The organism is Citrobacter sp. Cpo015, from assembly GCF_030333035.1.
Taxonomy (GTDB): Bacteria; Pseudomonadota; Gammaproteobacteria; order Enterobacterales; family Enterobacteriaceae; genus Citrobacter; species Citrobacter portucalensis.
Genome location: NZ_JAOWGS010000019.1, coordinates 957,350 through 980,703, shown reverse-complemented (window position 1 = coordinate 980,703; position 23,354 = coordinate 957,350). Strand labels below are relative to the sequence as shown.

Sequence of the window (23,354 nt, the reverse complement as noted above, 5' to 3'; positions counted from 1 at the left end):
GTTCTGTGAACTGCTTCATAAAAGCGTCTGGAAAAGTAAGAATAAAGAGAAAAACCAGGTGGGATTTCTGCCCGTTTGCCGTAAAACGCCGACAAACGGGCAGCAAGAATTACAGAGAACGGCTCTCCAGTAAGTCGGTCAGCGCGGTATCATTTTTTAGCTGCTGCCAGGCTTGCTCGACGTCCTGGGGTATATCAACATGTACGATAAAATCGTGTCCACAGGGCCCGTAGCCAGTTGCATCATCACGCAGACGCGGAAGTTCACCGGTAATGAGAGAAAGGTAGCGTTCTACCGACCACAGACCTTCTGCGGCAGGCACAAAATCCACGCCGTTGTGCTGTTGAGACAGTTCAGGGATGAAACCAGGGAAACTCAACCAGCGCGGCGCATGCGGCTCATCGCGGGTGACGCGCTGAAACGTGGCCATTGTGCGGCGTTGCATAGTGGGATCCTGCACCACTATGACGGTATGAATACTTTCTGCCGCCTGATTCAGTAATGCACAGCTAAACCGGGCATTCTCACCGCAGTTTGTCGACTGATCTTCCACCCAAATTTTCTCACCCGGAATTTGCCAGAACTGGTGAGCAATATCGGCAAGGATCGCCGCTTCCGCGCGTCCGGTAGTACGAATGATGCTATAACGCGGATGCTGGGCAATCGCATCATACAGAAAGCGCGTGGAATGACCGATACCACCGCTAATCAGCAAGGGAACCTGTTGCTCTTTCGCGATCCGACAGGCGGCGTCGATGGTCGGAATAACCGCATTCCCTGCCAGAATCACGCAATCTGACTGAACGGTGATATTCCCCGTAAAATCATTCTGCGCCAGCCATCGCCCTACGGTATTGATAGCCTCAAGGGTGGTTGCGGAAAGTGTCGGAAACTGACTCATATTGATGACTCCTGGTGTTTATCTTTACCGGGTACAGATGCCGGGTGGCGGCTACACCTCATCCGGCCTACGGCCCTGCACCGATTTATCCCGAAATCTGCTCCATCGCCTGCAGAATACGTTTATCGGAGATCGGATACGGCGTACCAAGCTGCTGGGCAAAATAGCTGACGCGCAGCTCTTCTATCATCCAGCGGATCTCTTTGACATCGGCATCTTGACGGCGCGCGGGAGGTAGTTTATTGAACCACTGCTGCCAGGCCTGCTGCACACTGTCCACTTTCAGCATCTGTGCACGGTCACGGTGCGGGTCGATAGCCAGTTTTTCCAGACGTTTTTCAATAGCCTGCAAATAACGCAACGTATCGCCCAAGCGTTTGAAACCATTGCCGGTAACAAACCCGCGATACACCAGTCCGCCCATTTGCGATTTGATATCCGCAAGACCCAGCGCCATGGTCATATCCACGCGCCCTTTCAGACGTTTGTTGATATTAAACACTGCGGTCAGGATCTGTTCGACCTGCTTCGCAATCTCCACCACCGTATCGTTCAGTTCAGCCCGCACTTTCTCATGCAGTGCGGTAAAGCCTTCTTCGGTCCACACCGGACCGCCGTTGGCGTCAATTAACTGATCCACACCGCAGGAGATACAGTCGTCAATCAAATCCAGAACTTTACCGTATGGGTTAAAGTACAGCCCCAGCTTGGCTTTATTGGGCAGCTTCTCGTGCAAATATTTGATTGGCGAAGGAATATTCAGCAGCAACAGGCGGCGTAAACCACACCACATCGCCTGCTGTTGCTCCAGTGGGTTATCAAACAGTTTGATGGCGACGCTGTCACGCTCATCGACCAGCGCCGGCCACGCTTTGACCTTATAGTTACCGCGTTTTTGTTCGTAACTTTCCGGAAGCTGACCGAAGCTCCAGATGTGCAACCCGCTCTGTTCGATGCCGTCATCGGCCACCGCAGACAATGTTTCCTGAACTTTACCCTTCAGCGCATCCTTCAAATCTTGCAGCGAACGCCCTTCCTGTAGCTTCTTATTTTTATCATCCACCACCCGGTAGGTGATTTTTAGGTGATCGGGCACCTGATCCCAGTGCCAGTCTTCACGGTCAACGGTAACGCCGGTCATGCGGCGCAGTTCACGCTCCAGCGAGTCCAGCAGCGGCAGTTCCAGCGGTGTGACGCGGCCTAAAAACGCTTCCGCATAGTTCGGCGCGGGCACAAAGTTGCGTCGTACCGGTTTTGGTAACGACTTAATCAGGGCAATCACCAGTTCGCGGCGCAGCCCCGGGATTTGCCATTCAAAACCGCTCTCTTCGATCTGATTAAGCAGCGGGAGTGGAATATGTACGGTCACACCGTCCGCATCGGCTCCAGGTTCGAACTGGTAGCTCAGGCGCAGCTTAAGGTTACCCTGATGCCAGAAGTTCGGATAATCCAGCTTACTGATTTTCTCCGCACCCTCTTTGATGAGCATGCTCTTTTCAAAGTTGAGCAGATCCGGTGTTTCACGGCTGACCTTTTTCCACCAGCTATCAAAGTGACAAGCAGAAACCACGTCATGGCTGATGCGTTGGTCGTAAAACTCAAACAGCGTCTCATCATCGACCAGAATGTCGCGACGGCGTGATTTGTGCTCTAACTCTTCCACTTCAGCCCGTAACTTCAGATTGTCACGGAAAAACGCATGGCGCGTTTGCCAGTCGCCTTCCACCAGCGCATGACGAATGAACAGTTCACGCGACAACGCGGGATCGATCTGGCTGTAATTTACCTTACGGGCCGCAACAATCGGTAAGCCGTAGACAGTGACTTTTTCTGTCGCCATCACAGCACCCTGCGCGCGTTCCCAGTGCGGTTCACTGTATGAACGTTTGATCAGATGCTGGGCTACCGGCTCCACCCATTCGGGATCGATACGCGCGGCAATGCGTCCCCACAGTCGGCTGGTTTCCACCAGCTCCGCGACCATCGTCCACTTCGGCGGTTTTTTGAATAAACCTGAACCCGGGAAGATCGAGAAGCGAGCGTTACGCGCCCCGGTAAACTCCTGCTTATCGGTATCTTTCATCCCGATGTGCGACAGTAAACCGGTCAGCAACGCGACGTGGATCTCCCGATATTCAGCAGGTTCGCTGTTGACCGGAATACCCAGCTCTTTCACCACCTGGCGCAGTTGCGTGTAGATATCCTGCCACTCGCGCACGCGCAGGTAGTTCAGAAAATCAAGTTTGCACTGGCGACGGAACTGGTTTGACGACAGCGCTTTTTGCTGCTCGCCGAGATAGTTCCACAGGTTCACAAATGCAAGAAAATCAGACTCTTTGTCATGGAAGCGGCGGTGCTTCTCGTCGGAAGCTTGCTGCTTGTCCATCGGGCGCTCGCGCGGATCCTGAATGGACAGCGCTGAGGTGATGATCATCGCTTCGCGCACACAACCATGTTTTTGTGCTTCCAGCACCATTCGCGCCAGCCGTGGGTCTACCGGAAGTTGCGACAGCTGACGGCCCAACGGCGTTAACTTGTATGCAGTTGCCTGTTCGTCGGTGGTTATCGCCCCCAACTCTTCGAGCAGGCGTACACCGTCCTGAATATTGCGCTTATCCGGCGCTTCAACAAACGGGAACGCCGCGATATCGCCCAGCCCCAACGCGGTCATCTGCAAAATAACGGATGCCAGGTTGGTACGCAGGATCTCCGGGTCGGTAAACTCCGGGCGCGACAGGAAATCGTCTTCGGAATACAGACGAATACAGATCCCTTCCGAAACACGACCGCAGCGACCTTTACGCTGGTTAGCAGAAGCCTGCGACACCGGTTCAATCGGCAAGCGCTGAACTTTGGTGCGGTAACTGTAACGGCTGATACGCGCGGTGCCCGGGTCAATTACGTATTTGATTCCCGGAACGGTCAGCGACGTTTCCGCCACGTTGGTCGCCAGCACGATGCGGCGACCGCTGTGCGACTGGAACACGCGGTTCTGTTCGCTGTTTGAAAGACGCGCATACAGCGGTAGCACTTCGGTATGTCGCAAATCCAGCTTATTCAGCGCATCGGCGGTATCGCGAATTTCACGTTCGCCGCTCATGAAGATCAGAATGTCGCCAGGCCCTTCACGCCCCAGTTCATCTACGGCATCAAAAATTGCCTGCAGCTGGTCACGCTCAGTGTCATCTGCATCTTCAACAATTGGACGATAGCGCACTTCCACCGGATACGTTCGGCCGGAGACTTCGATAATCGGCGCGTTATTGAAATGCTTTGAAAAACGTTCAGGATCGATGGTCGCCGAAGTGATGATAATTTTTAGATCCGGGCGACGCGGTAGAAGTTCTTTCAAATAGCCGAGCAGAAAATCGATATTCAGACTGCGTTCATGCGCTTCATCGATGATGATGGTGTCGTACTGCATTAGCAGCCGATCCTGTTGGATTTCTGCCAGCAGAATACCGTCCGTCATCAGCTTGACCATGGTGTTATCACTGACATGATCGCTGAAACGTACCTTATAACCGATACAGCCGCCCGGTTCGGTCTGCAGCTCTTCCGCAATACGGTTCGCCACGGTGCGCGCCGCCAGACGACGCGGCTGGGTATGGCCTATCAGCCCTTTTACCCCGCGCCCCAGTTCCATACATATTTTGGGTAACTGGGTGGTTTTCCCCGAACCGGTCTCACCGGCGACAATCACCACCTGATGGTCGCGAATAGCCTCCAGAATATCCTGTTTTTTCTGGCTGACGGGCAGGTTTTCCGGGTAGCTAATTTCCGGACGCGCCGCTTCACGCAGCACAACTTTACCGGCTGCCAGCTCAATCTCTTTCGCCATCTTCTGGTAAATGGCCTGTTGTGCATCAGGATTTTTAACCTTCTTCACACCGTGCAGGCGGCGGGCAAAACGCTGTCTGTCACGCAGCATCAGTGAGTCCAGCTGTTGCTGCAAAATGTTGAAGGTTAATTTTTGTTGTTCTGTCATAGCGTTAAAAGGCAGTGCTCTGCCGGGTTAAATCTCTTTTAGATGATGGGTATAGAGTACCACATCGGCGCTTTTCATGTGTTGTTCAATAATTTCGAACATAGGATTCGATATATTGCGCTATCACTGCGACAGGATTGTGAATAAAGTGTCAACAAGCAACGGGGCACTACCCCTTCAAACACATAAAAGGAAACACCCATGAGCAAGGTATTAGTTCTTAAATCCAGTATTCTGGCAGGGTACTCTCAGTCTGGTCAGTTGTCTGATTATTTTGTTGAACAGTGGCGTGAAAAGCACTCTGCTGATGAAATCACTGTCCGTGACCTGGCTGCAAATCCTGTACCGGTACTGGATGGCGAACTGGTGGGTGCGATGCGCCCGAGCGATACACCGCTGACGCCGCGTCAGCAAGAAGCGCTGGCGCTGTCCGATGAGCTGATTGCTGAGCTGAAAGCGCATGATGTGATTGTTATCGCCGCGCCGATGTACAACTTCAACATCCCAACGCAGCTGAAAAACTACTTTGACCTGATTGCCCGTGCAGGTGTGACTTTCCGTTATACCGAGAAAGGCCCGGAAGGTCTGGTGACAGGTAAACGCGCGGTGGTGCTGACCAGCCGTGGTGGTATCCATAAAGACACACCAACCGACCTGATCACGCCGTACCTGAACGTATTCCTGGGCTTTATCGGCATCACCGACGTGAATGTCGTCTTTGCTGAAGGTATTGCTTACGGCCCGGAAGTGGCGTCTAAAGCACAGTCCGATGCGAAAGCCGCTATCGACAGCGTGGTAGCTGCCTGATAATTCCCCCTCTCACCATCCGGTGGGAGGGTTTCTCCACACTTACTTCTTTCCCTGCATCTGTATCTGTTTGCCGTGAATGCGATTAATATCACGCCAGATGGTTGCATAATCCCTGCATTTCGCCAGATTCTCTTCCCAGCAATGAAGCAAAAATTGTTCAGGCTCCGCGACATCCCGGCTTAACAGCTTGAATACCCAACGATTCCAGACATACCACTTGAGAAGCCACATGATTTCATCCCACGACGCGACCGGTGTTGGACTATACCAGCATCCATTTTATGCCGTGTGGCAACTATTGCGATGTCGATGAATAATCCAGCGTCGTGTCCCTCTGGCTGTGTGAAAAAGCGATTTACTCTTTTCTCAACCACTTACCATTAATACCCTGCACATACTCTCCCGGTTTAGCACGAGCAACCAGCTTTTGCCCGGCCATTTTTGCCACTTCATCTGGAGGAATATTATTGCTCTCAGCCAGTTGCTGATAGCTGGCGTTGCGCGCTTTATTAATCTCACTCACCAGCGCCTGCGTTTCGGCATCGGTTTTCAATGCAACCAGATAGCCATTGAGCGTTTCCCCTACTCGCCCCTGAGTTCTGGCTTCATTCAGGGTCAATGCCCACGTATTGTTGCTGAGTAAACTTAGGACGACCAGCGCCACTGCAAACTGTTTTCTCATCATGACCTCAGAACAAATCGCTGCGCGATTTCAATAAACTTTCGACGTCTTTATCAACTTTGATATGGATCTCATGCTCGATTTTGACGTTCATATTAATGGTGATGGGCTCTTTTGGCGCAGCCACTTCGATTCTGGGAGTACACCCTACCAGCAGAGATGAAGTCAGCAGACCCAGCATGGCAGCTATCGTTTTCATTGTTGTTCCTCACATTCCTTGCCTTCCGGGCAATGGGTTTCCGGCAGCGCTGCATTTTGTTCAAGCCATGCCTGTAAATTGTCGCCAAAACGCAAACTGCGCCATAGCGTAAAGACGTTTTCCTCGTGGGTATAATTCAAATTAACCGTACCTACTTTGCCATCTACCCGACTATTGCCAGTCACGGTTGACTGCATGGTTAAGACACCGAGGTTATCCAGATTTATTTTCGTCCACGAATGGCTTATTTCCATATAACGCAGCCAGTTAATGGCCGCCCCCGCCGCCATGTTATCTTTGACGACCGCATCCGCTGTGTCCTTATCAATACGCAACGTCATCGGTCCTGGATTAGTCAACCAGCCGTCTTTAATGATCCATTTTTCGTTATCCAGCCATAATGGCAACGCGCCACTGACCGGGCCAGACATGGCGAACTGTTTGGGGTTAACTGCACTGATAAGCTCGCTGGAAGAGATATTCTGCACCCGCAATAAGGCCGGGTCGTGCTGCGGCATCCGCAGTTGCTGCATGATGATTTTGCCACCCAGCAGGTCGGCACTGACATCGCTCAACAGTAACGGGTTGTTTTCACTCCAGGGGTACGCCCCCTGCAGATCGGCGGCGATATTCTTCACCGTCACCTGATTCACCACTTCCGCAATACGCAGTGAAATAGGTCCACGCGTACCCAGTTGCCATGCGCCTTCACTGAACCGGAAAGGCAATACAAAATCGACACCGTTGATTTGGTTATCGGGCATCCAGGCGCTACCGCCTTTTAACACCCCATGACCGCCTGCTTCAAAGCCCTGCTCCGGGGCTGCCGAAAACGCGACTTGCGCATACAGATCACCTTCACGTAGCTTCATTTTCCAGTCAGGTGGAACCAGAGGTTGGAATACGGTGAGCGATTGTTTTGGCCACCATGCCTGTCCGCGCAGACGGATACCGTCCCAACGACCATTCAGCTGTACGGGCCCAATCGCCCCCGCGTGAAGCTGGCCTTTGAACTGGAAAATTGTCGGATCGCTACCTTCGACGCTGAACTTCAGCGTCGATGGTGGTAACACGCTTCCCCCGGTGAAGGTGGTGTTTCCTGCGTCCAGCGACAGCGCGCCGCTAAATGTCGGTTTGGTTGCATCCCGCACCCAAACTATCGGTTCGTCCATCACCAGACGCGGATTTTCCACCTTCATCGTGCCGTATTGCAGATGATCAAATCCGGTAGAAAGATCAAATAGCTTCAGGGTGTTGTCATGCCATTCTCCCTTACCCGCTACGTCCCAACGGGCATGCATCGGCGTAAAGCTGCCTTCCCCCCAATATCGCCACTGCCAACGACCGGCATCAGGAAGAAAATCATTTGCCAGGCCATCCAGATGCAGTTCAAAGCCCCCCATCTGGTTTTCATGCGCACGTAAAATAGCCTGCAGACGCCCATCCACACCACGTTGCGTGACTTTTACGCCTGCCAGCGGCCAGCGAATCTCGTCAATATCCAGCGAATCAATCAACCGTCCACGTGAGCGCAGCAGCGCCCCTGGCTCGAAAGCCAATTGCGGATCGTTCAGACTTCCAGTGAGTCTGGCGGGTAATTTCGCGTAGAAGATCAGATCGCCCTGTTTCGCTTCACCGGTCAACTGTAGCGGCATATCGCTACTATCCATGCCAAGCTTACCTGGCCCCAGCGTTAATACGGCGTTTCCTTTACCGGCATCGCCATGCGTCAGAACGTTCAGACGCCCGCTCACCACCGCGTTTTCCAGTCCGGCCTGCCAGTTTTCAACTTTTATGCCCAACCGCCCGCTTAACGGGAATCCCTGATAAGGCCAGTTCCAGCGTCCGTCGCTGATGGTCAGTTGCTGGCGTGTTATTTCCCACGGAAGGTCCAGCAGCGGATCGGCATTATCACGCGCCATGACAATCAGTTGTCCGCTGTTTTCTTGCCACTCCAGTTCGGCGTCCACAAGCGTAGGCTCTTGCGGCAGACTTAACGTCGCAACCGCATGACCGCTTACCGGTAGCCCATCGGGAACCAGTGGCATAGTAAATTCACCGACCAGTTTTACCGGCGGCTGGCCTTCAAATGCCGCAACATCCAGCTCAGTTACCGTGAGGTTTTGCCCGTGCAAACGCCCCTGAAATTTAACTTTTTCACCCTGGTAACGCAGCTGTTGAGTAGCGGGAGTGAGCGAGAGTGACAGTTTTCCCTGCCATTCCTGCCATGGAGAAAGAATAAGTTTGTCGATGTTAATCCAGGTATTGGGCAGCATTGACTGCCATTCAGCCAGCGTTTTAGGCGCTGCTGGCGACGGCTCTGCCTGCGGCAATTTGGCCAGGCAAGCTGAATCCAACTCAATGGTCCCGACATTCAGCGACCAGCGGCTGGGGTGAGACAGATCCGCCTGAGTGATGCGTGCTAGCGGGCAATCTTCAACCAGATAGCGGAGTTCAGGTATATGCAACCCATGCCGTGTCAGCCGCGGGCTCTCATCCAGCGCGATGCGTGTTCCAACGGGTAACCAGATACCCACCAACGTAGGCACCCACAGGCCAAGCGTCATCACTAGCGTCAGCGGCACGAGAATCAATAATAAGAGGAGTGCCAGAACGGCTTTATATTTACCCTTCATGGGTAGTTAATATCCTGATTTAGCAAAAATTTAAGCCGGTTTAGGCCTGTATTGTGGCATGTTTAACTGGATATGCCCACATTAAGGATAGATAACCGATTTCTAGGCACGCTGTTACACGTGCCGTCTGGGATATTAAGATTCAGACTCAATGAGGCCTAAGTTGTCCATCGCTATGTTTAGGTCCGATACGACCTGCTTCTATCAGAATTTCCTCAATGAGTTCTTCGAGGCACTCCCTACCATGATGATCGCAGACCAGATGTACCTGCCGGGAAATCTCATCAGGTTTCATACCATCGCATAATGCCGCCTTGAGCATTAGGGTGGCCCATCGTTTTGCTTCAGAGTGAGTCAGCATAACCCCTCCCGATAATTGCTACCTGTATAAGCGTAGCTGTCCGGATGTGATTCGGCTGGCTTTTTACCTGCCGCGATATTCAGGTGTTGAGTTGGATAGAAAAATATCCAGTTGTTGAAATTGTGTAACCTGCCCACACTAACAACAGATGCGCTGACATTATTCATTACGCCTATGACTATCAATAACTTTTTAGATTTTGTAAAATAATTTGAATTGGATTAATGTGACGTCAAAATCACTGGAGAAAGTCTTATGAAACTCGCCATCTATAGTACAAAACAGTACGACAAGAAGTATCTGCAGCAGGTTAACGAGGCTTTTGGTTTTGAACTTGAATTCTTTGACTTTCTGTTGACGGAAAAAACAGCGAAAACCGCCCATGGCTGTGAAGCTGTGTGCATTTTCGTCAACGACGATGGCAGCCGCCCCGTTCTGGAAGAACTGAAAAAGCATGGCGTGAAATACATTGCGCTGCGTTGTGCCGGGTTCAATAACGTCGATCTCGACGCAGCAAAAGAGCTGGGTCTGCAGGTGGTGCGTGTTCCAGCTTATTCACCAGAGGCCGTCGCTGAGCATGCGATTGGCATGATGATGACGCTGAATCGCCGAATTCACCGCGCCTACCAGCGTACCCGTGATGCCAATTTCTCTCTTGAGGGGCTGACCGGTTTTACTATGTATGGCAAAACCGCTGGGGTGATCGGTACCGGTAAAATCGGTATTGCTGCACTGCGGATCCTGAAAGGTTTTGGTATGCGTCTGCTGGCGTTCGATCCTTACCCGAGCGCTGCTGCGCTGGAGCTAGGCGTTGAATATGTCGATCTTAAAACGCTGTTTGCCGAGTCAGATGTCATCTCTCTGCACTGCCCGTTAACACCGGAGAATTATCATCTGCTCAATCACGAAGCCTTTGAACAGATGAAAAACGGCGTGATGGTCATTAACACCAGTCGTGGTGCATTGATCGACTCACAAGCCGCTATCGATGCGCTGAAAAACCAGAAAATTGGTTCTCTGGGTATGGACGTGTATGAGAACGAACGCGATCTGTTCTTTGAAGATAAATCTAATGACGTCATTCAGGATGATGTATTCCGTCGTCTCTCAGCCTGTCATAACGTGTTGTTCACCGGACATCAGGCATTCCTGACAGCTGAAGCGTTGACCAGTATTTCTGAGACTACGCTACAGAATCTGGCCCAAATCTCCAAAGGCGAGACCTGTCCAAACGCCCTCTTCTAATTCCTGTGCTCCCCTGGCGTCAGGGGAGCATTTTCAGACAATCACCGATGATAAATCATTCAGTATCATTATTATATTGAATGTATTCCCGTCACAAACGTAGAGAAATTTAATGAAGAACGTTGTCACGTTGATTGCGCTCAGCATGCTGATGGCTGGCTGTGTGAGCAATGGAAAAGTTTCCGTCAATCGCGAACAGTTGCAGCATCACCGCTTCGTTTTGCAAAGCGTGAATGGTAAAGCCGTCACCGCCACCAACCCACCTGAGTTAAGTTTTGGCGAAAACATGACGGTATCAGGAAAGATGTGTAATCAATTCCACGGTCAGGGCAAGCTGTCCGACGGTGAGTTGAAGGTAAAAGATATGGCGATGACACGTATGATGTGCGCCGATCCACAGCTTAACGCGCTCGACGGGATCGTCAGCGAAATGTTTAAGCAAGGCGCACAGGTCGATCTGACTGCTGACCAGTTAACGCTGGCGACAGCAGAACAAACGCTGACGTATAAACTCGCGGATTTAATGTAGGAAACGTGGTGGCTTAATAGCTCCCACAACTTCCGGCGGCAAGCGACTGCTCACTACAGCGTTTGCCGTTGGGTAGCGCACACATCCCGATAGCAGAACCATCCAGTTGACGAGCAACAGAGAGCGAACCGCCAATCATGGCGCAATTAGCTTCTCCTGAACTGGACATTGCTGCCTTCATGCCCGGTGCGACATGCGCGGCGGTTGCCTGCTGAACAGGTTCGCTGCTACAAGCCGATAATAATAACGCGGCACACCCTACCCAAAACGCTGCGCGCATCTTACTCCCCTCTGAATATTAACCAAACGACACAGCCATAAATAATAGGCAGCGGAAACACCGCCGTCGAGAGGCAAAATACGCATTTATGCGTACTGTTTACATTTTCTGGCAATTTTTTGCCGGCTCCTTTGATCAAACCATTCATTCTGTTTATTCCGGGGACACAAAAGCGAAAATCTGTCTTTAGCGCTTTTGCTAAAATAGAAAGATAACTACAGGATTCGCCGCTGTTACGCGTGTCCCTCTTTTTGCGCAATGTAAGGGTGTCAGTATGATCACAATTGACGGTAATGGTGCGGTTGCTTCAGTCGCATTTCGTACCAGCGAGGTTATCGCCATCTACCCGATTACGCCCAGTTCGACGATGGCTGAACAGGCAGATGCCTGGGCCGGGAACGGGCTTAAGAACGTGTGGGGGGATACCCCTCGCGTCGTAGAAATGCAGTCAGAAGGCGGCGCGATCGCAACCGTTCATGGCGCGTTGCAGACCGGTGCGCTCTCTACGTCGTTTACCTCATCGCAGGGCCTGTTGCTGATGATCCCAACGCTGTACAAACTGGCCGGTCAGTTGACCCCGTTTGTACTGCACGTTGCGGCTCGTACAATTGCAACTCACGCATTATCGATCTTTGGCGATCATTCCGACGTGATGGCGGTGCGCCAGACAGGATGTGCGATGCTGTGTGCCAGCAGCGTTCAGGAGGCACAGGACTTTGCGCTGATTTCGCAAATAGCCACCCTGAAAAGCCGGGTTCCGTTTATTCATTTCTTTGATGGTTTCCGTACATCCCATGAAATCAATAAAATTGTGCCACTGGCAGACGACACGATCCTCGGACTGATGCCGCAGGCGGAAATCGATGCTCATCGCGCTCGGGCGCTTAATCCTGAGCATCCGGTTATTCGCGGTACGTCTGCGAACCCGGACACCTATTTCCAGTCACGCGAGGCAACAAACCCGTGGTACAACGCGGTTTACGATCATGTAGAACAGGCGATGAACGATTTCGCCGCGGCGACAGGTCGCCAGTACCAGCCATTTGAATATTACGGCCATCCTCATGCTGAGCGCGTCATTATCTTAATGGGCTCGGCGATTGGAACCTGCGAAGAAGTCGTTGAAGAACTGCTGGCGCATGGCGAGAAAGTCGGCGTTCTGAAAGTGCGTCTGTTCCGTCCATTCTCTGCCAGACATTTACTGCGCGCGCTGCCGGAAACCGTACGCAGCATCGCCGTCCTGGATCGCACCAAAGAGCCTGGCGCACAGGCAGAACCGTTGTATCTGGACGTGATGACCGCGTTAGCAGAAGCCTTCAACTGTGGCGAGCGAGAAACGCTGCCGCGCGTGATTGGCGGACGTTATGGCCTTTCTTCCAAAGAGTTTGGTCCAGACTGCGTGATGGCGGTCTTTAATGAGCTGAACAGCGCGAAGCCGAAACCTCGCTTTACGGTCGGCATCTATGATGATGTCACCAACTTGTCGCTACCGTTACCGGAAAACACCCTGCCCGGTACGGCTAAGCTCGAAGCGCTGTTTTACGGGCTGGGCAGCGACGGTAGCGTGTCAGCCACCAAAAACAACATCAAAATTATTGGTAACTCGACGCCATGGTATGCGCAGGGTTATTTCGTCTACGACTCGAAAAAAGCAGGCGGTCTGACGGTTTCCCACCTGCGCGTCAGCGAGCAGCCTATTCGATCAGCGTATCTGGTTTCACAAGCCGATTTTGTTGGCTGTCACCAGCTGCAATTTATCGATAAGTATCAGATGGCCGAGCGCCTGAAACCAGGCGGTATCTTCCTGCTTAATACGCCATACAGTGTGGATGAAGTCTGGGGTCGTCTGCCACAGGAAGTTCAGGCGGTACTGAATCAGAAGAAAGCCAGTTTCTACGTGATTAATGCGGCCAAAATCGCCCGCGAATGCGGTCTGGCAGCGCGTATTAATACCGTTATGCAAATGGCCTTCTTCCATTTGACGCAAATCTTACCCGGCGACAGCGCGTTGGCTGAATTGCAGGGGGCGATTGCGAAAAGTTACAGCAGTAAAGGACAGGACCTGGTTGAGCGTAACTGGCAGGCTCTGGCCCTGGCGCGCGAATCCGTCGCCGAAGTAGCACTCCAGCCGGTTGATCCGCACAGCGCAAACCGACCACCGGTGGTTTCTGATGCCGCACCTGATTTCGTGAAAACCGTCACCGCGGCAATGCTCGCCGGTCTGGGTGATGCCCTCCCCGTATCAGCGTTGCCGCCAGACGGCACCTGGCCAATGGGCACCACGCGTTGGGAAAAACGTAATATCGCCGAAGAGATCCCCATCTGGAAGGAAGAATTGTGTACCCAGTGTAACCACTGCGTTGCCGCGTGCCCGCACTCGGCAATCCGCGCCAAAGTGGTTTCACCTGAAGCGATGGAAAACGCCCCTGCCAGTCTGCATTCTTTGGATGTGAAATCACGCGATATGCGCGGTCAGAAGTATGTCCTGCAGGTTGCACCAGAGGATTGCACTGGCTGTAATCTGTGTGTCGAAGTTTGCCCGGCAAAAGATCGCCAAAACCCGGAAATCAAGGCCATCAATATGATGTCGCGTCTTGAGCATGTTGAAGAAGAAAAAGTTAACTATGACTTCTTCCTCAATCTGCCGGAGATCGACCGCAGCAAGCTTGAACGCATTGATATCCGTACCTCGCAGTTAATCACTCCGCTGTTTGAATATTCCGGCGCCTGTTCTGGTTGTGGTGAAACGCCGTATATCAAACTGCTTACGCAGCTGTATGGCGACCGCATGCTGATCGCTAACGCGACCGGCTGTTCATCGATTTATGGCGGTAACCTCCCTTCAACGCCATATACGACCGATGCCAATGGTCGTGGACCTGCGTGGGCAAACTCTCTGTTCGAAGATAACGCCGAGTTTGGTCTGGGCTTCCGCCTGACGGTGGATCAACACCGTGTGCGCGTCATGCGTTTGCTGGAACAGTTTGCGGATAATATTCCGGCTGAACTGAATGACGCTCTTCATGCTGAAGCGACGCCAGAAGTACGCCGTGAGCAAGTTGCTGCGCTGCGCCAGCATCTGAAAGATGTCGAAGGTGCACAGCAACTGTTAACCGATGCCGACGCGCTGGTCGAAAAGTCCATCTGGCTGATTGGCGGCGATGGCTGGGCTTACGATATTGGTTTTGGCGGGTTGGATCACGTCCTGAGTCTCACCGAGAACGTCAATATTCTGGTACTGGATACCCAGTGTTACTCCAACACGGGTGGACAAGCGTCGAAAGCCACGCCGCTTGGGGCGGTTACCAAGTTTGGTGAGCATGGCAAGCGCAAGGCTCGCAAAGATCTTGGCGTCAGCATGATGATGTACGGACATGTTTATGTCGCACAGATTTCTCTGGGCGCCCAGTTGAATCAGACGGTCAAAGCTATCCAGGAAGCTGAATCCTACCCCGGCCCGTCGCTGATTATCGCGTATAGCCCATGTGAGGAGCATGGCTATGACCTCGCGCTAAGCCACGATCAGATGCGTCAACTCACGGCTACCGGATTCTGGCCGCTGTACCGCTTTGACCCACGCCGAGCAGACGAAGGTAAGCTGCCGCTGGCGCTCGACTCGCGCCCACCGTCAGATGCGCTGGCCGAAACATTGCTTAACGAGCAGCGTTTCCGCCGCCTGAACGCCCAACAGCCAGAAGTTGCAGAACAGCTGTGGAAGGATGCGACGGCTGATTTGCAAAAACGCTACGACTTCCTGGCCCAACTGGCAGGCAAAGCGGAAAAGAGCGGTACCGAATAATACGTTTTTCTCAGTATTAGCCCGGAACCAAAAAAAAAGCCCGAACAGTTGTTCGGGCTTGTCAATTTATTCGCTGGCTAATTAATAAGTGTCATCAATATACCAACGAAAAATAAAACGTGACAATAAAGGCATATAACACGCGCAGAATAGCCCAACAAAATTCAATTGTATAATTTTTATTTTATATATATTTTCATTAACTCATTCATGTAAACTATCACTATTTCCGTAGAATTATTTGTTTAAGGTTTTACTTAAGACGTAACAATTCATATTTATCTCTTTACGGAACTTCTCCTTTAGCATGCTTTTACTCCCTACATGGGTAGTCACAGGTTAATAAAAAAACTAAAGGATTATTTCAATGAACAGAAAAGTACTGGCTCTCGTAATTCCTGCCCTGCTGGCTGCAGGCGCTGCTCACGCTGCTGAAGTTTATAATAAAGACGGCAACAAATTAGATCTCTATGGCAAAGTAGACGGCCTGCATTATTTCTCTGACGACGCTAACAGCGATGGCGATCAGACTTATATGCGTATGGGTTTCAAAGGCGAAACACAGGTTAATGATATGATCACCGGTTATGGCCAGTGGGAATATCAGGTTCAGGCCAACGGCACCGAAGGTGATAAAGGCGACTCCTGGACTCGTCTGGCATTCGCAGGTATTAAAGTCGGCGACTACGGTTCATTCGACTACGGTCGTAACTACGGCGTTATGTACGACGTAGAAGGTTGGACCGATATGCTGCCAGAATTCGGTGGCGACTCTTACACCAAAGCTGACAACTTCATGACCGGTCGTGCAAACGGTGTTGCAACCTACCGTAACACCGACTTCTTTGGTCTGGTTGACGGTCTGAACGTTGCACTGCAGTACCAGGGTGCGAACGAAAATCAGTCACCAGAGCAAGAAGGCACCAATAACGGTGGCGACGATCGTAACATGAAGAACTCTAACGGTGACGGCTTCGGTATCTCCTCTACCTACGATCTGGGTATGGGCGTAAGCTTCGGTGCGGCATACACCTCTTCTGACCGTACTAATGAGCAGGTAAACCATTCTACCGCAGGTGGTGATAAGGCTGACGCATGGACTGCTGGTCTGAAATACGACGCCAACAATATCTACCTGGCAACCATGTACTCTGAAACCCGCAATATGACCCCGTATGGCGGCTCAGATGGTCACGACAATACTATTGCCAACAAAACCCAGAACTTTGAAGTCACTGCACAGTACCAGTTCGACTTCGGTCTGCGTCCGGAAGTTTCTTTCCTGATGTCTAAAGGTAAAGATCTGGGTGTAAACGGATCAGACGGCGACAAGGATCTGGTTAAATATGCCTCCGTAGGTGCCACTTATTACTTCAACAAAAACTTCTCCACCTACGTTGATTACAAAATCAACCTGCTGGATGAAGATGATAGTTTCTACAATAAAGATCACAATGACATCTCTACCGATGACACTGTAGCACTGGGTATGGTTTACCAGTTCTAAGTTCGTCAGCCCGCTGGCAACGGCGGGCTCTCTTTACGCTCTAATAACTCTGTTTTATCCAGATCAAAACATTATATCTGTTGCGTTAAAACACATCTCTGATAGATGATATCTTGCATTAAGGTCTGTAGTAGAGGATACCTGCAATGAATCATCATCCTGTAAAATCATCCCGTATTGCATCCGTCGGCTATGACGAATCCTCTTGCACGCTAGAAATTCGCTTTCACCAGTTGGCTACCCTGCAATATCAACAGGTCCCTGCCCGTATTTTTCGTGATTTCCTGATCGTGGTCTCTAAAGGCCGATTTTACGATGGGGTAATAAAAGGCAAATTTCCTGAAATCAAAATAAAGTGATGCCAAAATGTGATCGTTGTCATTGTACATAAAGTGCCATTACGCGGTAAGCTTTAGGTGGATACTTAAACAGGAGGTTTTATGAACAGAACGATTCTTGTACCCATCGATATTTCAGACTCAGAATTAACTCAACGCGTTATTGCCCATGTTGAAGCAGAAGCAAAGATTGACGATGCGCAGGTTCATTTTTTGACCGTCATTCCGTCATTGCCCTATTACGCTTCCCTGGGACTGGCCTACTCGGCAGAGTTACCGGCCATGGACGATCTGAAAGCCGAAGCGAAATCTCAACTGGAAGAGATTATCAAGAAGTTCAATATCCCAACGGACAGAGTGCACGTTCATGTCGCAGAAGGTGCGCCGAAAGACAAGATTCTGGAGATCGCTAAAAAATTACCGGCTGATATGGTCATTATTGCCTCACACCGACCTGACATCACCACCTACCTGCTGGGCTCTAACGCCGCGGCTGTAGTGCGTCACGCGGAGTGTTCGGTACTGGTAGTCCGCTAAACTTTCTGGCCCGCACATCGTTGCGGGCTTTTTGTTTCTACGCCTTATCCCCCACGATTCCTGTCTTAAATGTGCGGACATTTTTCCCGCCAGAACATTCAGCACGTTGCCGCAAAAGGCAAACTTACTTGTTCCTTTATTAAGCGCCTGTAGTTTCAGTTTTATGAAATTTGATAATGATCCACTTGTGCAAGCAACCTACGCCCCTAATGCGACAAAATCTACAGTTTTTGCCGCAGGTGGAAAACCAGATAGTGAGAAAAATATTCTGGAAATCAATGGGACTTGCATCAACTACACCTTAAGAAAAGATGCAGAGACAATGCCTTTTTATGTGGCATTCGATAAGAATGGGAATAAAAAACATTTTGGCTATATCTCCTGCCAACAGGCGAGAGATAGGGGAATATTTAGCCAATAAGGAAGAATCCTGGCAAGGAGCCATTTAAACAACCCGTTAAGCAATGAGAGTATCATTACTATTTTTTAAATGAGGATATTCAAAAAGAATAAATCGGCCCGCAAAAAGATATATTACATAATGGACCCTATGTTTCTACGCATCTTTCCTACATGACTATCCTAAATGACAGATCGATGCACAGATAATATCGATGGTAAGGTTCCCGCTTTCCTGCGTTGATGTATCGCTACATCGCGACAACATTACGTCCTCTCTTGAAACCCAGGTAAAAACAGAGTATATATACTGTATATATATACAGCAAAAGAGCGATGAGCAATGTTCGTGGAACTCGTTTATGACAAAAGGAATTTTGATGGTCTGCCCGGCGCAAAAGATATTATTCTCGGCGAATTGACCAAGAGGGTTCATCGGATCTTCCCCGATGCTGAAGTTCGGGTTAAACCGATGATGACACTTCCGGCGATCAACACTGACGCCAGCAAGCATGAAAAAGAACAGATAAGCCGAACGGTTCAAGAAATGTTTGAAGAGGCTGATATGTGGCTGGTTTCAGATTAAGCACCTTGAATCGTCATATTGCTTAAGTACCATCCGCTGTGACTGGCAATCATTCAATACTCGCACTATCGGACGTTTGCCGGTCGGCCGCAGCCATGCTCTTGCATACGGCATGGTTGCGGCAGTTTGCCACACCCTGCGTTTTTCGCTCCCTGACATTGCTCGTTGATAGTTCAGAACTGAATTATCTGTCGGTAAGTTGCTCCACAATTTTCTTCAGCGCTTCAATATCTGCTTTCAACTGATTAATTGCTTCCTGTCCGGGGCTATGTACCTTTATCCAATCATGCTGTTCGCTGTTTATTCTGGTCTGGTCACGAAGAGCAAAAATCTTACTACTCTATGAGTAGCATAGGTGCCAGATAGAACTCAGCTGTAAAACGTGCTGGTATTCGTCGCCGTAATCCGTACCATACGCGGCATGCTTTTGCCTGCTGGCTGTAATCGGCTGGAGCGAACCCATCATTTATAGCTAATCAGATGGGGCATGAAAACGCGCAAATAGTGTACGACGTCTACAGTACATGGATTGAAGAAATGAATGACGATCGGGTTGCAATGTTGAATAGCCAACTAGCCCTGTGATTGAAGTTTGCCCATTATATGCCCCTTTTGGTTTTTGAGAACGGTAAGAATGCAAGATAATCAACAAGTTACAAAGAAAGAACAATACAACCTGAACAAACTGCAAAAACGTCTGCGTCGTAACGTGGGCGAAGCCATTGCCGATTTCAATATGATCGAAGACGGCGATCGCATTATGGTGTGCCTTTCCGGCGGGAAAGACAGCTATACCATGCTGGAGATCCTGCGTAATTTGCAGCAAAGCGCCCCGATCAGTTTTTCCTTAGTTGCGGTTAACCTCGATCAAAAACAACCCGGTTTCCCGGGGCACATTCTGCCAGAGTATCTGGAACAGCTGGGCGTTGAGTACAAGATTGTCGAAGAAAACACTTACGGGATCGTCAAAGACAAAATCCCTGAAGGCAAAACGACCTGCTCGCTCTGCTCTCGCCTGCGTCGCGGCATTCTGTACCGTACGGCAACCGAATTAGGAGCCACCAAGATTGCGCTCGGCCACCATCGCGACGATATCCTGCAAACGCTGTTTTTAAACATGTTCTACGGCGGGAAAATGAAAGGCATGCCGCCGAAGCTGATGAGTGATGACGGTAAGCACATCGTGATCCGCCCACTGGCTTACTGCCGTGAGAAAGATATCGAACGTTTCTCCGAAGCGAAAGGTTTCCCGATTATTCCGTGCAATCTGTGCGGCTCACAGCCTAACCTGCAGCGCCAGGTCATTGCTGACATGCTGCGTGACTGGGACAAACGCTATCCAGGCCGCATTGAAACCATGTTCAGTGCGATGCAAAACGTTGTACCTTCACATCTGAGCGATATCAATCTGTTCGATTTTAAAGGCATTAAGCACGGTTCAGAGGTTGTGGACGGCGGGGATTTAGCGTTCGATCGTGAAGAGATCCCGCTGCAGCCTGCGGGCTGGCAGCCAGAAGAAGATGATGCTCAACTGGATGAATTACGCCTGAACGTGGTGGAAGTGAAGTAAGCGTCTGTCAGGCCTACAACGTGCATAAGCGCCTGTAGGCCTGATAAGCGGAGCGCCATCAGGCGCCCCAACGGGTAGTTATTTCAATAACCGGACCCGGCAAGTCTTGCCTTTAATCTTACCGTTTTGTAATTGTTTCCACGCCTTGTGCGCTATGTTCTGGCGAACGGCGACATAGACGTGTGCCGGATGAACGGCAATTTTGCCGATATCTGCGCCATCCAGACCAATATCACCGGTCAGAGCCCCCAGAACATCACCAGGGCGCATTTTCGCTTTTTTACCGCCATCAATGCATAATGTCGCCATCTCTGCTTCCAGCGGCAGGATTGAGCCGTTAGCTGGCGCAGTTAGCCAGTTCAGCTTCAGTTGCAGCATTTCAGAAAGAATGTTGGCACGCTGCGCTTCTTCCGGCGCACAGAAGCTAATCGCCAGACCGCTGTTGCCGGCACGCGCGGTACGTCCGATACGATGGACGTGTACTTCCGGATCCCACGCCAGTTCGAAGTTAACTACCAGCTCAAGTGATTTGATATCCAGGCCACGTGCGGCCACATCGGTTGCGACCAGGACGCGCGCGCTACAGTTGGCAAAACGAACCAGCGTCTGATCGCGATCGCGCTGTTCCAGGTCGCCATGTAATGACAGTGCGCTTTGCCCTGCCGCATTCAGTGCATCACAAACGGCCTGACAATCTTTTTTGGTGTTACAAAAAACCACGCACGATGCGGGTTGATGCTGGCTAAGTAGCTTTTGCAGCAGCGGAATTTTTCCGTGGCTGGAGGTTTCGAAAAACTGCTGTTCAATCGCCGGTAACGCATCGACCGTATCAATTTCAATCGTTAATGGATTTTGCTGTACCCGGCCACTGATAGCAGCAATGGCTTCCGGCCAGGTTGCGGAAAACAGCAAAGTCTGACGTGACGCAGGCGCAAAGCGAATGACATCATCAATCGCATCGCTAAAGCCCATATCCAGCATGCGGTCGGCTTCATCCATAACCAGCGTATTCAGGGCATCCAGAGAAACGGTGCCTTTTTGCAGGTGGTCAAGTAAACGACCCGGTGTGGCAACAATAATATGTGGTGCATGTTGCAGGGAGTCACGCTGTGCGCCAAAAGGTTGCCCACCGCACAGCGTTAAGATCTTGGTGTTTGGCAGGAAGCGCGCTAAACGACGCAGTTCACCCGCCACCTGGTCGGCAAGCTCGCGCGTTGGGCACAGTACCAGAGACTGCGTCTGAAACAGCGCGGCATCAATATGCTGTAATAGCCCAAGACCAAAAGCAGCCGTTTTGCCACTGCCGGTTTTAGCCTGCACGCGAACATCTTTACCCGCCAGGATTGCCGGTAACGCAGCAGCCTGAACAGGCGTCATTTCAAGATAGCCCAGCTCGTTAAGATTCTCGAGTTGAGCAGCAGGTAAAACATTCAGGGTTGAAAAAGCGGTCACAATTTAATCTCACGGTAAAAACTCACATTCAGCAGGCGCGTATCCTCGCAGATATGTGCCCGTGATGCGACAATTTAATCGGTTCTTCATCCGGCGGCGGATCCGGCATGGGCTGCGGACGAGGTATGGGATCGGGAATGGGAACCGGATCGGTCGGTAGCGAATCAGTGTTCGACGTTGCAATCAGACAGGTCATATACCCCTCCAGTCATTCAGGTTGACTCTTTTAGGGTAGACGCTGATTTCCTGCAGGCAAAAAAAAGCCGACTAATCTAAGTCGGCGTCGTACGAATCAATTGTGCTATGCAGTAATTCAAAAAAGGAAGTAAGACAATATGGAGCGCAACGCCCATCGCTTGACGTTGCATTCACCTGCGAGAGAGATATTGCCCCGAATAGGTAGATGGTTTATTGACTTCGCTCAAAAATCAGGACGTTTTCATGCGCAAAAGCCACTAAAAAACGTTGTTGTTACAACCATTTACTACGATGCAACCATAAAGTAACACCACCAATCAGGACCACTAACAGAATACAAAAAAGTGAGAAACCAAACTGCCAACCACCGCCGGGGATACCGCCGAGGTTAACGCCGAAAAGCCCGGTTAAAAATGTGCTGGGAAGAAAAACCATTGCCATCAATGACATTGTATACGTTCGGCGAGCCAGAGACTCCTGCATCACCTGCGCAATTTCATCCGCCATAATACCGGTCCGGGCAATACAGGCATCTATTTCATCCAGCCCTCTCCCCAGCCTGTCAGCGATATCCTGCATCCGTCTCCGATGGTCGTCGGTCATCCAGGGTAAACGTTCACTCGCCAGACGCGCATAAACATCTCTCTGAGGAGCCATATAACGTCGCATCACAATTAGCTGCTTACGCAGTAAAGCCAAAAAACCACGCGGTGGGATCTGCTGATCGAGCAGGTTATCTTCCAGATCGATAATCTTGTCGTGCAGCTGTTCGATAAATTCGCTGGCATGGTCGGTTAGCGCATCACAAACATCCACCAGCCAACTGCCACAATCAGCCGGTCCCGTCCCTTCCTGGAGATCGCTGACCACATCATCCAGCGCCAGCACTTTGCGCTGACGGGTTGAGACAATCAGACGTTCATCCATATATAAACGCATCGCCACAAGTTGGTCAGGACGCTCGTCGGTGCTGCCGTTAATGCAGCGCAACGTGATCAAGGTACCTTCCCCGACTCTACTGACGCGTGGGCGTGTACTTTCGCCCGCCAGCGCATCACGCACATTGTTGGGAAGAAGAGGTGTTGTCGCCAACCATTGGGCACTTTCAGGATGAGTGTAATTAAGGTGTAGCCAGCAGGGATGCTGACTATCAATTACATCATTATCGCTCAGCGGTTTTACTCCACCTCGACCATCCAGCAGCCAGGCAAACACGGCATCCGGCACATTAACATCCGTTCCCTTAATGGCTTCCACAGCGCCTCCACAAACATTCAGCCTTTTTCGTTAGTCTAGCTGTCAGAATATGTTAAGCAATATCTCATTGTCCCATTGTG

At 50.9% G+C, this 23,354-nt stretch carries 20 protein-coding genes and 1 pseudogene; 11 read left to right on the top strand and 10 right to left on the bottom strand.

Features of this window, described 5'->3' with window-relative positions; genetic code table 11:
• Positions 1 to 109: 109 nt before the first annotated feature.
• Both OGY67_RS04805 and hrpA read right to left on the bottom strand, forming a co-directional pair.
• Positions 110 to 907 (bottom strand): YdcF family protein, encoded by a 798-nt coding sequence (locus tag OGY67_RS04805; protein ID WP_286573803.1) that lies wholly within the window; start codon positions 905 to 907, stop codon positions 110 to 112.
• 79 nt (positions 908 to 986) lie between these two features.
• A complete protein-coding gene (gene hrpA / locus OGY67_RS04800; protein WP_286573582.1) occupies positions 987 to 4,889 on the bottom strand; it encodes an ATP-dependent RNA helicase HrpA in 3,903 nt (1,300 codons plus the stop codon).
• 201 nt (positions 4,890 to 5,090) lie between these two features.
• On the opposite strand from hrpA, the gene azoR reads away from it, so the two are divergent.
• On the top strand, positions 5,091 to 5,696 hold the full coding sequence (azoR, locus tag OGY67_RS04795) for an FMN-dependent NADH-azoreductase (RefSeq protein WP_003020341.1): 606 nt from the start codon (positions 5,091 to 5,093) through the stop codon (positions 5,694 to 5,696).
• A 42-nt stretch (positions 5,697 to 5,738) separates the two neighbouring features.
• On the opposite strand, the gene OGY67_RS04790 is transcribed toward azoR, so the two are convergent.
• The 4 genes from OGY67_RS04790 to OGY67_RS04775 form a co-directional block, all read right to left on the bottom strand.
• Positions 5,739 to 5,930: a hypothetical protein gene (locus tag OGY67_RS04790; protein ID WP_008784880.1), complete on the bottom strand. Its 192-nt coding sequence runs from the start codon at positions 5,928 to 5,930 to the stop codon at positions 5,739 to 5,741.
• A gap of 124 nt (positions 5,931 to 6,054) precedes the next feature.
• A complete protein-coding gene (locus OGY67_RS04785) occupies positions 6,055 to 6,381 on the bottom strand; it encodes a YdbL family probable chaperone protein (RefSeq protein ID WP_208744859.1) in 327 nt (108 codons plus the stop codon).
• A 7-nt stretch (positions 6,382 to 6,388) separates the two neighbouring features.
• Entirely contained in the window at positions 6,389 to 6,580 is a 192-nt protein-coding gene (locus tag OGY67_RS04780) for a YnbE family lipoprotein (RefSeq protein WP_008784882.1), read from the bottom strand.
• Complete coding sequence (locus tag OGY67_RS04775) at positions 6,577 to 9,216, bottom strand: YdbH family protein (protein WP_286573580.1); 2,640 nt, start codon at positions 9,214 to 9,216, stop codon at positions 6,577 to 6,579. The genes OGY67_RS04780 and OGY67_RS04775 overlap by 4 nt, the downstream gene beginning before the upstream one ends.
• Positions 9,217 to 9,832: 616 nt before the next feature.
• On the opposite strand from OGY67_RS04775, the gene OGY67_RS04770 reads away from it, so the two are divergent.
• Positions 9,833 to 10,822: a 2-hydroxyacid dehydrogenase gene (locus tag OGY67_RS04770; protein WP_003833196.1), complete on the top strand. Its 990-nt coding sequence runs from the start codon at positions 9,833 to 9,835 to the stop codon at positions 10,820 to 10,822.
• Between the two features lie 112 nt (positions 10,823 to 10,934).
• Complete coding sequence (gene hslJ / locus OGY67_RS04765) at positions 10,935 to 11,351, top strand: heat shock protein HslJ (protein ID WP_008784884.1); 417 nt, start codon at positions 10,935 to 10,937, stop codon at positions 11,349 to 11,351.
• 13 nt (positions 11,352 to 11,364) lie between these two features.
• On the opposite strand, the gene OGY67_RS04760 is transcribed toward hslJ, so the two are convergent.
• Entirely contained in the window at positions 11,365 to 11,631 is a 267-nt protein-coding gene (locus tag OGY67_RS04760) for a putative hemolysin (RefSeq protein ID WP_003833199.1), read from the bottom strand.
• 274 nt (positions 11,632 to 11,905) lie between these two features.
• Between OGY67_RS04760 and nifJ the strand changes: the two genes are divergently transcribed.
• The 8 genes and pseudogenes from nifJ to ttcA all read left to right on the top strand — a co-directional run bounded on the left by nifJ (position 11,906) and on the right by ttcA (position 20,367).
• Positions 11,906 to 15,430, top strand: coding sequence for a pyruvate:ferredoxin (flavodoxin) oxidoreductase (nifJ, locus tag OGY67_RS04755; protein WP_234691979.1), 3,525 nt, complete (start codon positions 11,906 to 11,908; stop codon positions 15,428 to 15,430).
• A 367-nt stretch (positions 15,431 to 15,797) separates the two neighbouring features.
• Complete coding sequence (gene ompC, locus OGY67_RS04750) at positions 15,798 to 16,937, top strand: porin OmpC (RefSeq protein WP_128611628.1); 1,140 nt, start codon at positions 15,798 to 15,800, stop codon at positions 16,935 to 16,937.
• A gap of 146 nt (positions 16,938 to 17,083) precedes the next feature.
• On the top strand, positions 17,084 to 17,296 hold the full coding sequence (locus OGY67_RS04745; RefSeq protein ID WP_003833205.1) for a KTSC domain-containing protein: 213 nt from the start codon (positions 17,084 to 17,086) through the stop codon (positions 17,294 to 17,296).
• Between the two features lie 81 nt (positions 17,297 to 17,377).
• The gene (gene uspF / locus OGY67_RS04740) at positions 17,378 to 17,812 is read left to right on the top strand and encodes a universal stress protein UspF (protein ID WP_003833207.1); all 435 of its coding nucleotides are present in this window, start codon (positions 17,378 to 17,380) and stop codon (positions 17,810 to 17,812) included.
• A gap of 163 nt (positions 17,813 to 17,975) precedes the next feature.
• Positions 17,976 to 18,233, top strand: a complete 258-nt coding sequence (locus OGY67_RS04735) for a hypothetical protein (protein WP_139762107.1) — start codon at positions 17,976 to 17,978, stop codon at positions 18,231 to 18,233.
• A 321-nt stretch (positions 18,234 to 18,554) separates the two neighbouring features.
• Positions 18,555 to 18,797, top strand: a complete 243-nt coding sequence (locus OGY67_RS04730; protein ID WP_032943565.1) for a DinI family protein — start codon at positions 18,555 to 18,557, stop codon at positions 18,795 to 18,797.
• Between the two features lie 321 nt (positions 18,798 to 19,118).
• Positions 19,119 to 19,382, top strand: a pseudogene (locus OGY67_RS04725) (tyrosine-type recombinase/integrase); the annotation flags it as partial.
• A 49-nt stretch (positions 19,383 to 19,431) separates the two neighbouring features.
• Positions 19,432 to 20,367, top strand: coding sequence for a tRNA 2-thiocytidine(32) synthetase TtcA (gene ttcA, locus OGY67_RS04720; protein WP_008784889.1), 936 nt, complete (start codon positions 19,432 to 19,434; stop codon positions 20,365 to 20,367).
• Positions 20,368 to 20,445: 78 nt separating this feature from the next.
• On the opposite strand, the gene dbpA is transcribed toward ttcA, so the two are convergent.
• The 3 genes from dbpA to zntB form a co-directional block, all read right to left on the bottom strand.
• A complete protein-coding gene (dbpA, locus tag OGY67_RS04715; RefSeq protein WP_286573574.1) occupies positions 20,446 to 21,819 on the bottom strand; it encodes an ATP-dependent RNA helicase DbpA in 1,374 nt (457 codons plus the stop codon).
• A 28-nt stretch (positions 21,820 to 21,847) separates the two neighbouring features.
• Positions 21,848 to 22,015 (bottom strand): proline-rich small protein YnaL, encoded by a 168-nt coding sequence (gene ynaL / locus OGY67_RS04710; RefSeq protein WP_108912468.1) that lies wholly within the window; start codon positions 22,013 to 22,015, stop codon positions 21,848 to 21,850.
• 275 nt (positions 22,016 to 22,290) lie between these two features.
• On the bottom strand, positions 22,291 to 23,274 hold the full coding sequence (gene zntB, locus OGY67_RS04705) for a zinc transporter ZntB (protein WP_003833215.1): 984 nt from the start codon (positions 23,272 to 23,274) through the stop codon (positions 22,291 to 22,293).
• Positions 23,275 to 23,354: the final 80 nt, after the last annotated feature.

Bases quoted from the DNA above. Each gene is read 5' to 3' on its own strand.
- OGY67_RS04730 (WP_032943565.1), top strand. From the start codon at position 18,555: ATGTTCGTGGAACTCGTTTATGACAAAAGGAATTTTGATGGTCTGCCC.
- ynaL (WP_108912468.1), bottom strand. From the start codon at position 22,015: ATGACCTGTCTGATTGCAACGTCGAACACTGATTCGCTACCGACCGAT.
- hrpA (WP_286573582.1), bottom strand. From the start codon at position 4,889: ATGACAGAACAACAAAAATTAACCTTCAACATTTTGCAGCAACAGCTG.
- ompC (WP_128611628.1), top strand. From the start codon at position 15,798: ATGAACAGAAAAGTACTGGCTCTCGTAATTCCTGCCCTGCTGGCTGCA.
- ttcA (WP_008784889.1), top strand. From the start codon at position 19,432: ATGCAAGATAATCAACAAGTTACAAAGAAAGAACAATACAACCTGAAC.
- OGY67_RS04780 (WP_008784882.1), bottom strand. From the start codon at position 6,580: ATGAAAACGATAGCTGCCATGCTGGGTCTGCTGACTTCATCTCTGCTG.
- OGY67_RS04760 (WP_003833199.1), bottom strand. From the start codon at position 11,631: ATGCGCGCAGCGTTTTGGGTAGGGTGTGCCGCGTTATTATTATCGGCT.
- OGY67_RS04775 (WP_286573580.1), bottom strand. From the start codon at position 9,216: ATGAAGGGTAAATATAAAGCCGTTCTGGCACTCCTCTTATTATTGATT.
- nifJ (WP_234691979.1), top strand. From the start codon at position 11,906: ATGATCACAATTGACGGTAATGGTGCGGTTGCTTCAGTCGCATTTCGT.
- OGY67_RS04745 (WP_003833205.1), top strand. From the start codon at position 17,084: ATGAATCATCATCCTGTAAAATCATCCCGTATTGCATCCGTCGGCTAT.
- OGY67_RS04785 (WP_208744859.1), bottom strand. From the start codon at position 6,381: ATGAGAAAACAGTTTGCAGTGGCGCTGGTCGTCCTAAGTTTACTCAGC.
- OGY67_RS04790 (WP_008784880.1), bottom strand. From the start codon at position 5,930: ATGTGGCTTCTCAAGTGGTATGTCTGGAATCGTTGGGTATTCAAGCTG.
- azoR (WP_003020341.1), top strand. From the start codon at position 5,091: ATGAGCAAGGTATTAGTTCTTAAATCCAGTATTCTGGCAGGGTACTCT.
- uspF (WP_003833207.1), top strand. From the start codon at position 17,378: ATGAACAGAACGATTCTTGTACCCATCGATATTTCAGACTCAGAATTA.
- hslJ (WP_008784884.1), top strand. From the start codon at position 10,935: ATGAAGAACGTTGTCACGTTGATTGCGCTCAGCATGCTGATGGCTGGC.
- OGY67_RS04770 (WP_003833196.1), top strand. From the start codon at position 9,833: ATGAAACTCGCCATCTATAGTACAAAACAGTACGACAAGAAGTATCTG.
- OGY67_RS04735 (WP_139762107.1), top strand. From the start codon at position 17,976: ATGAAATTTGATAATGATCCACTTGTGCAAGCAACCTACGCCCCTAAT.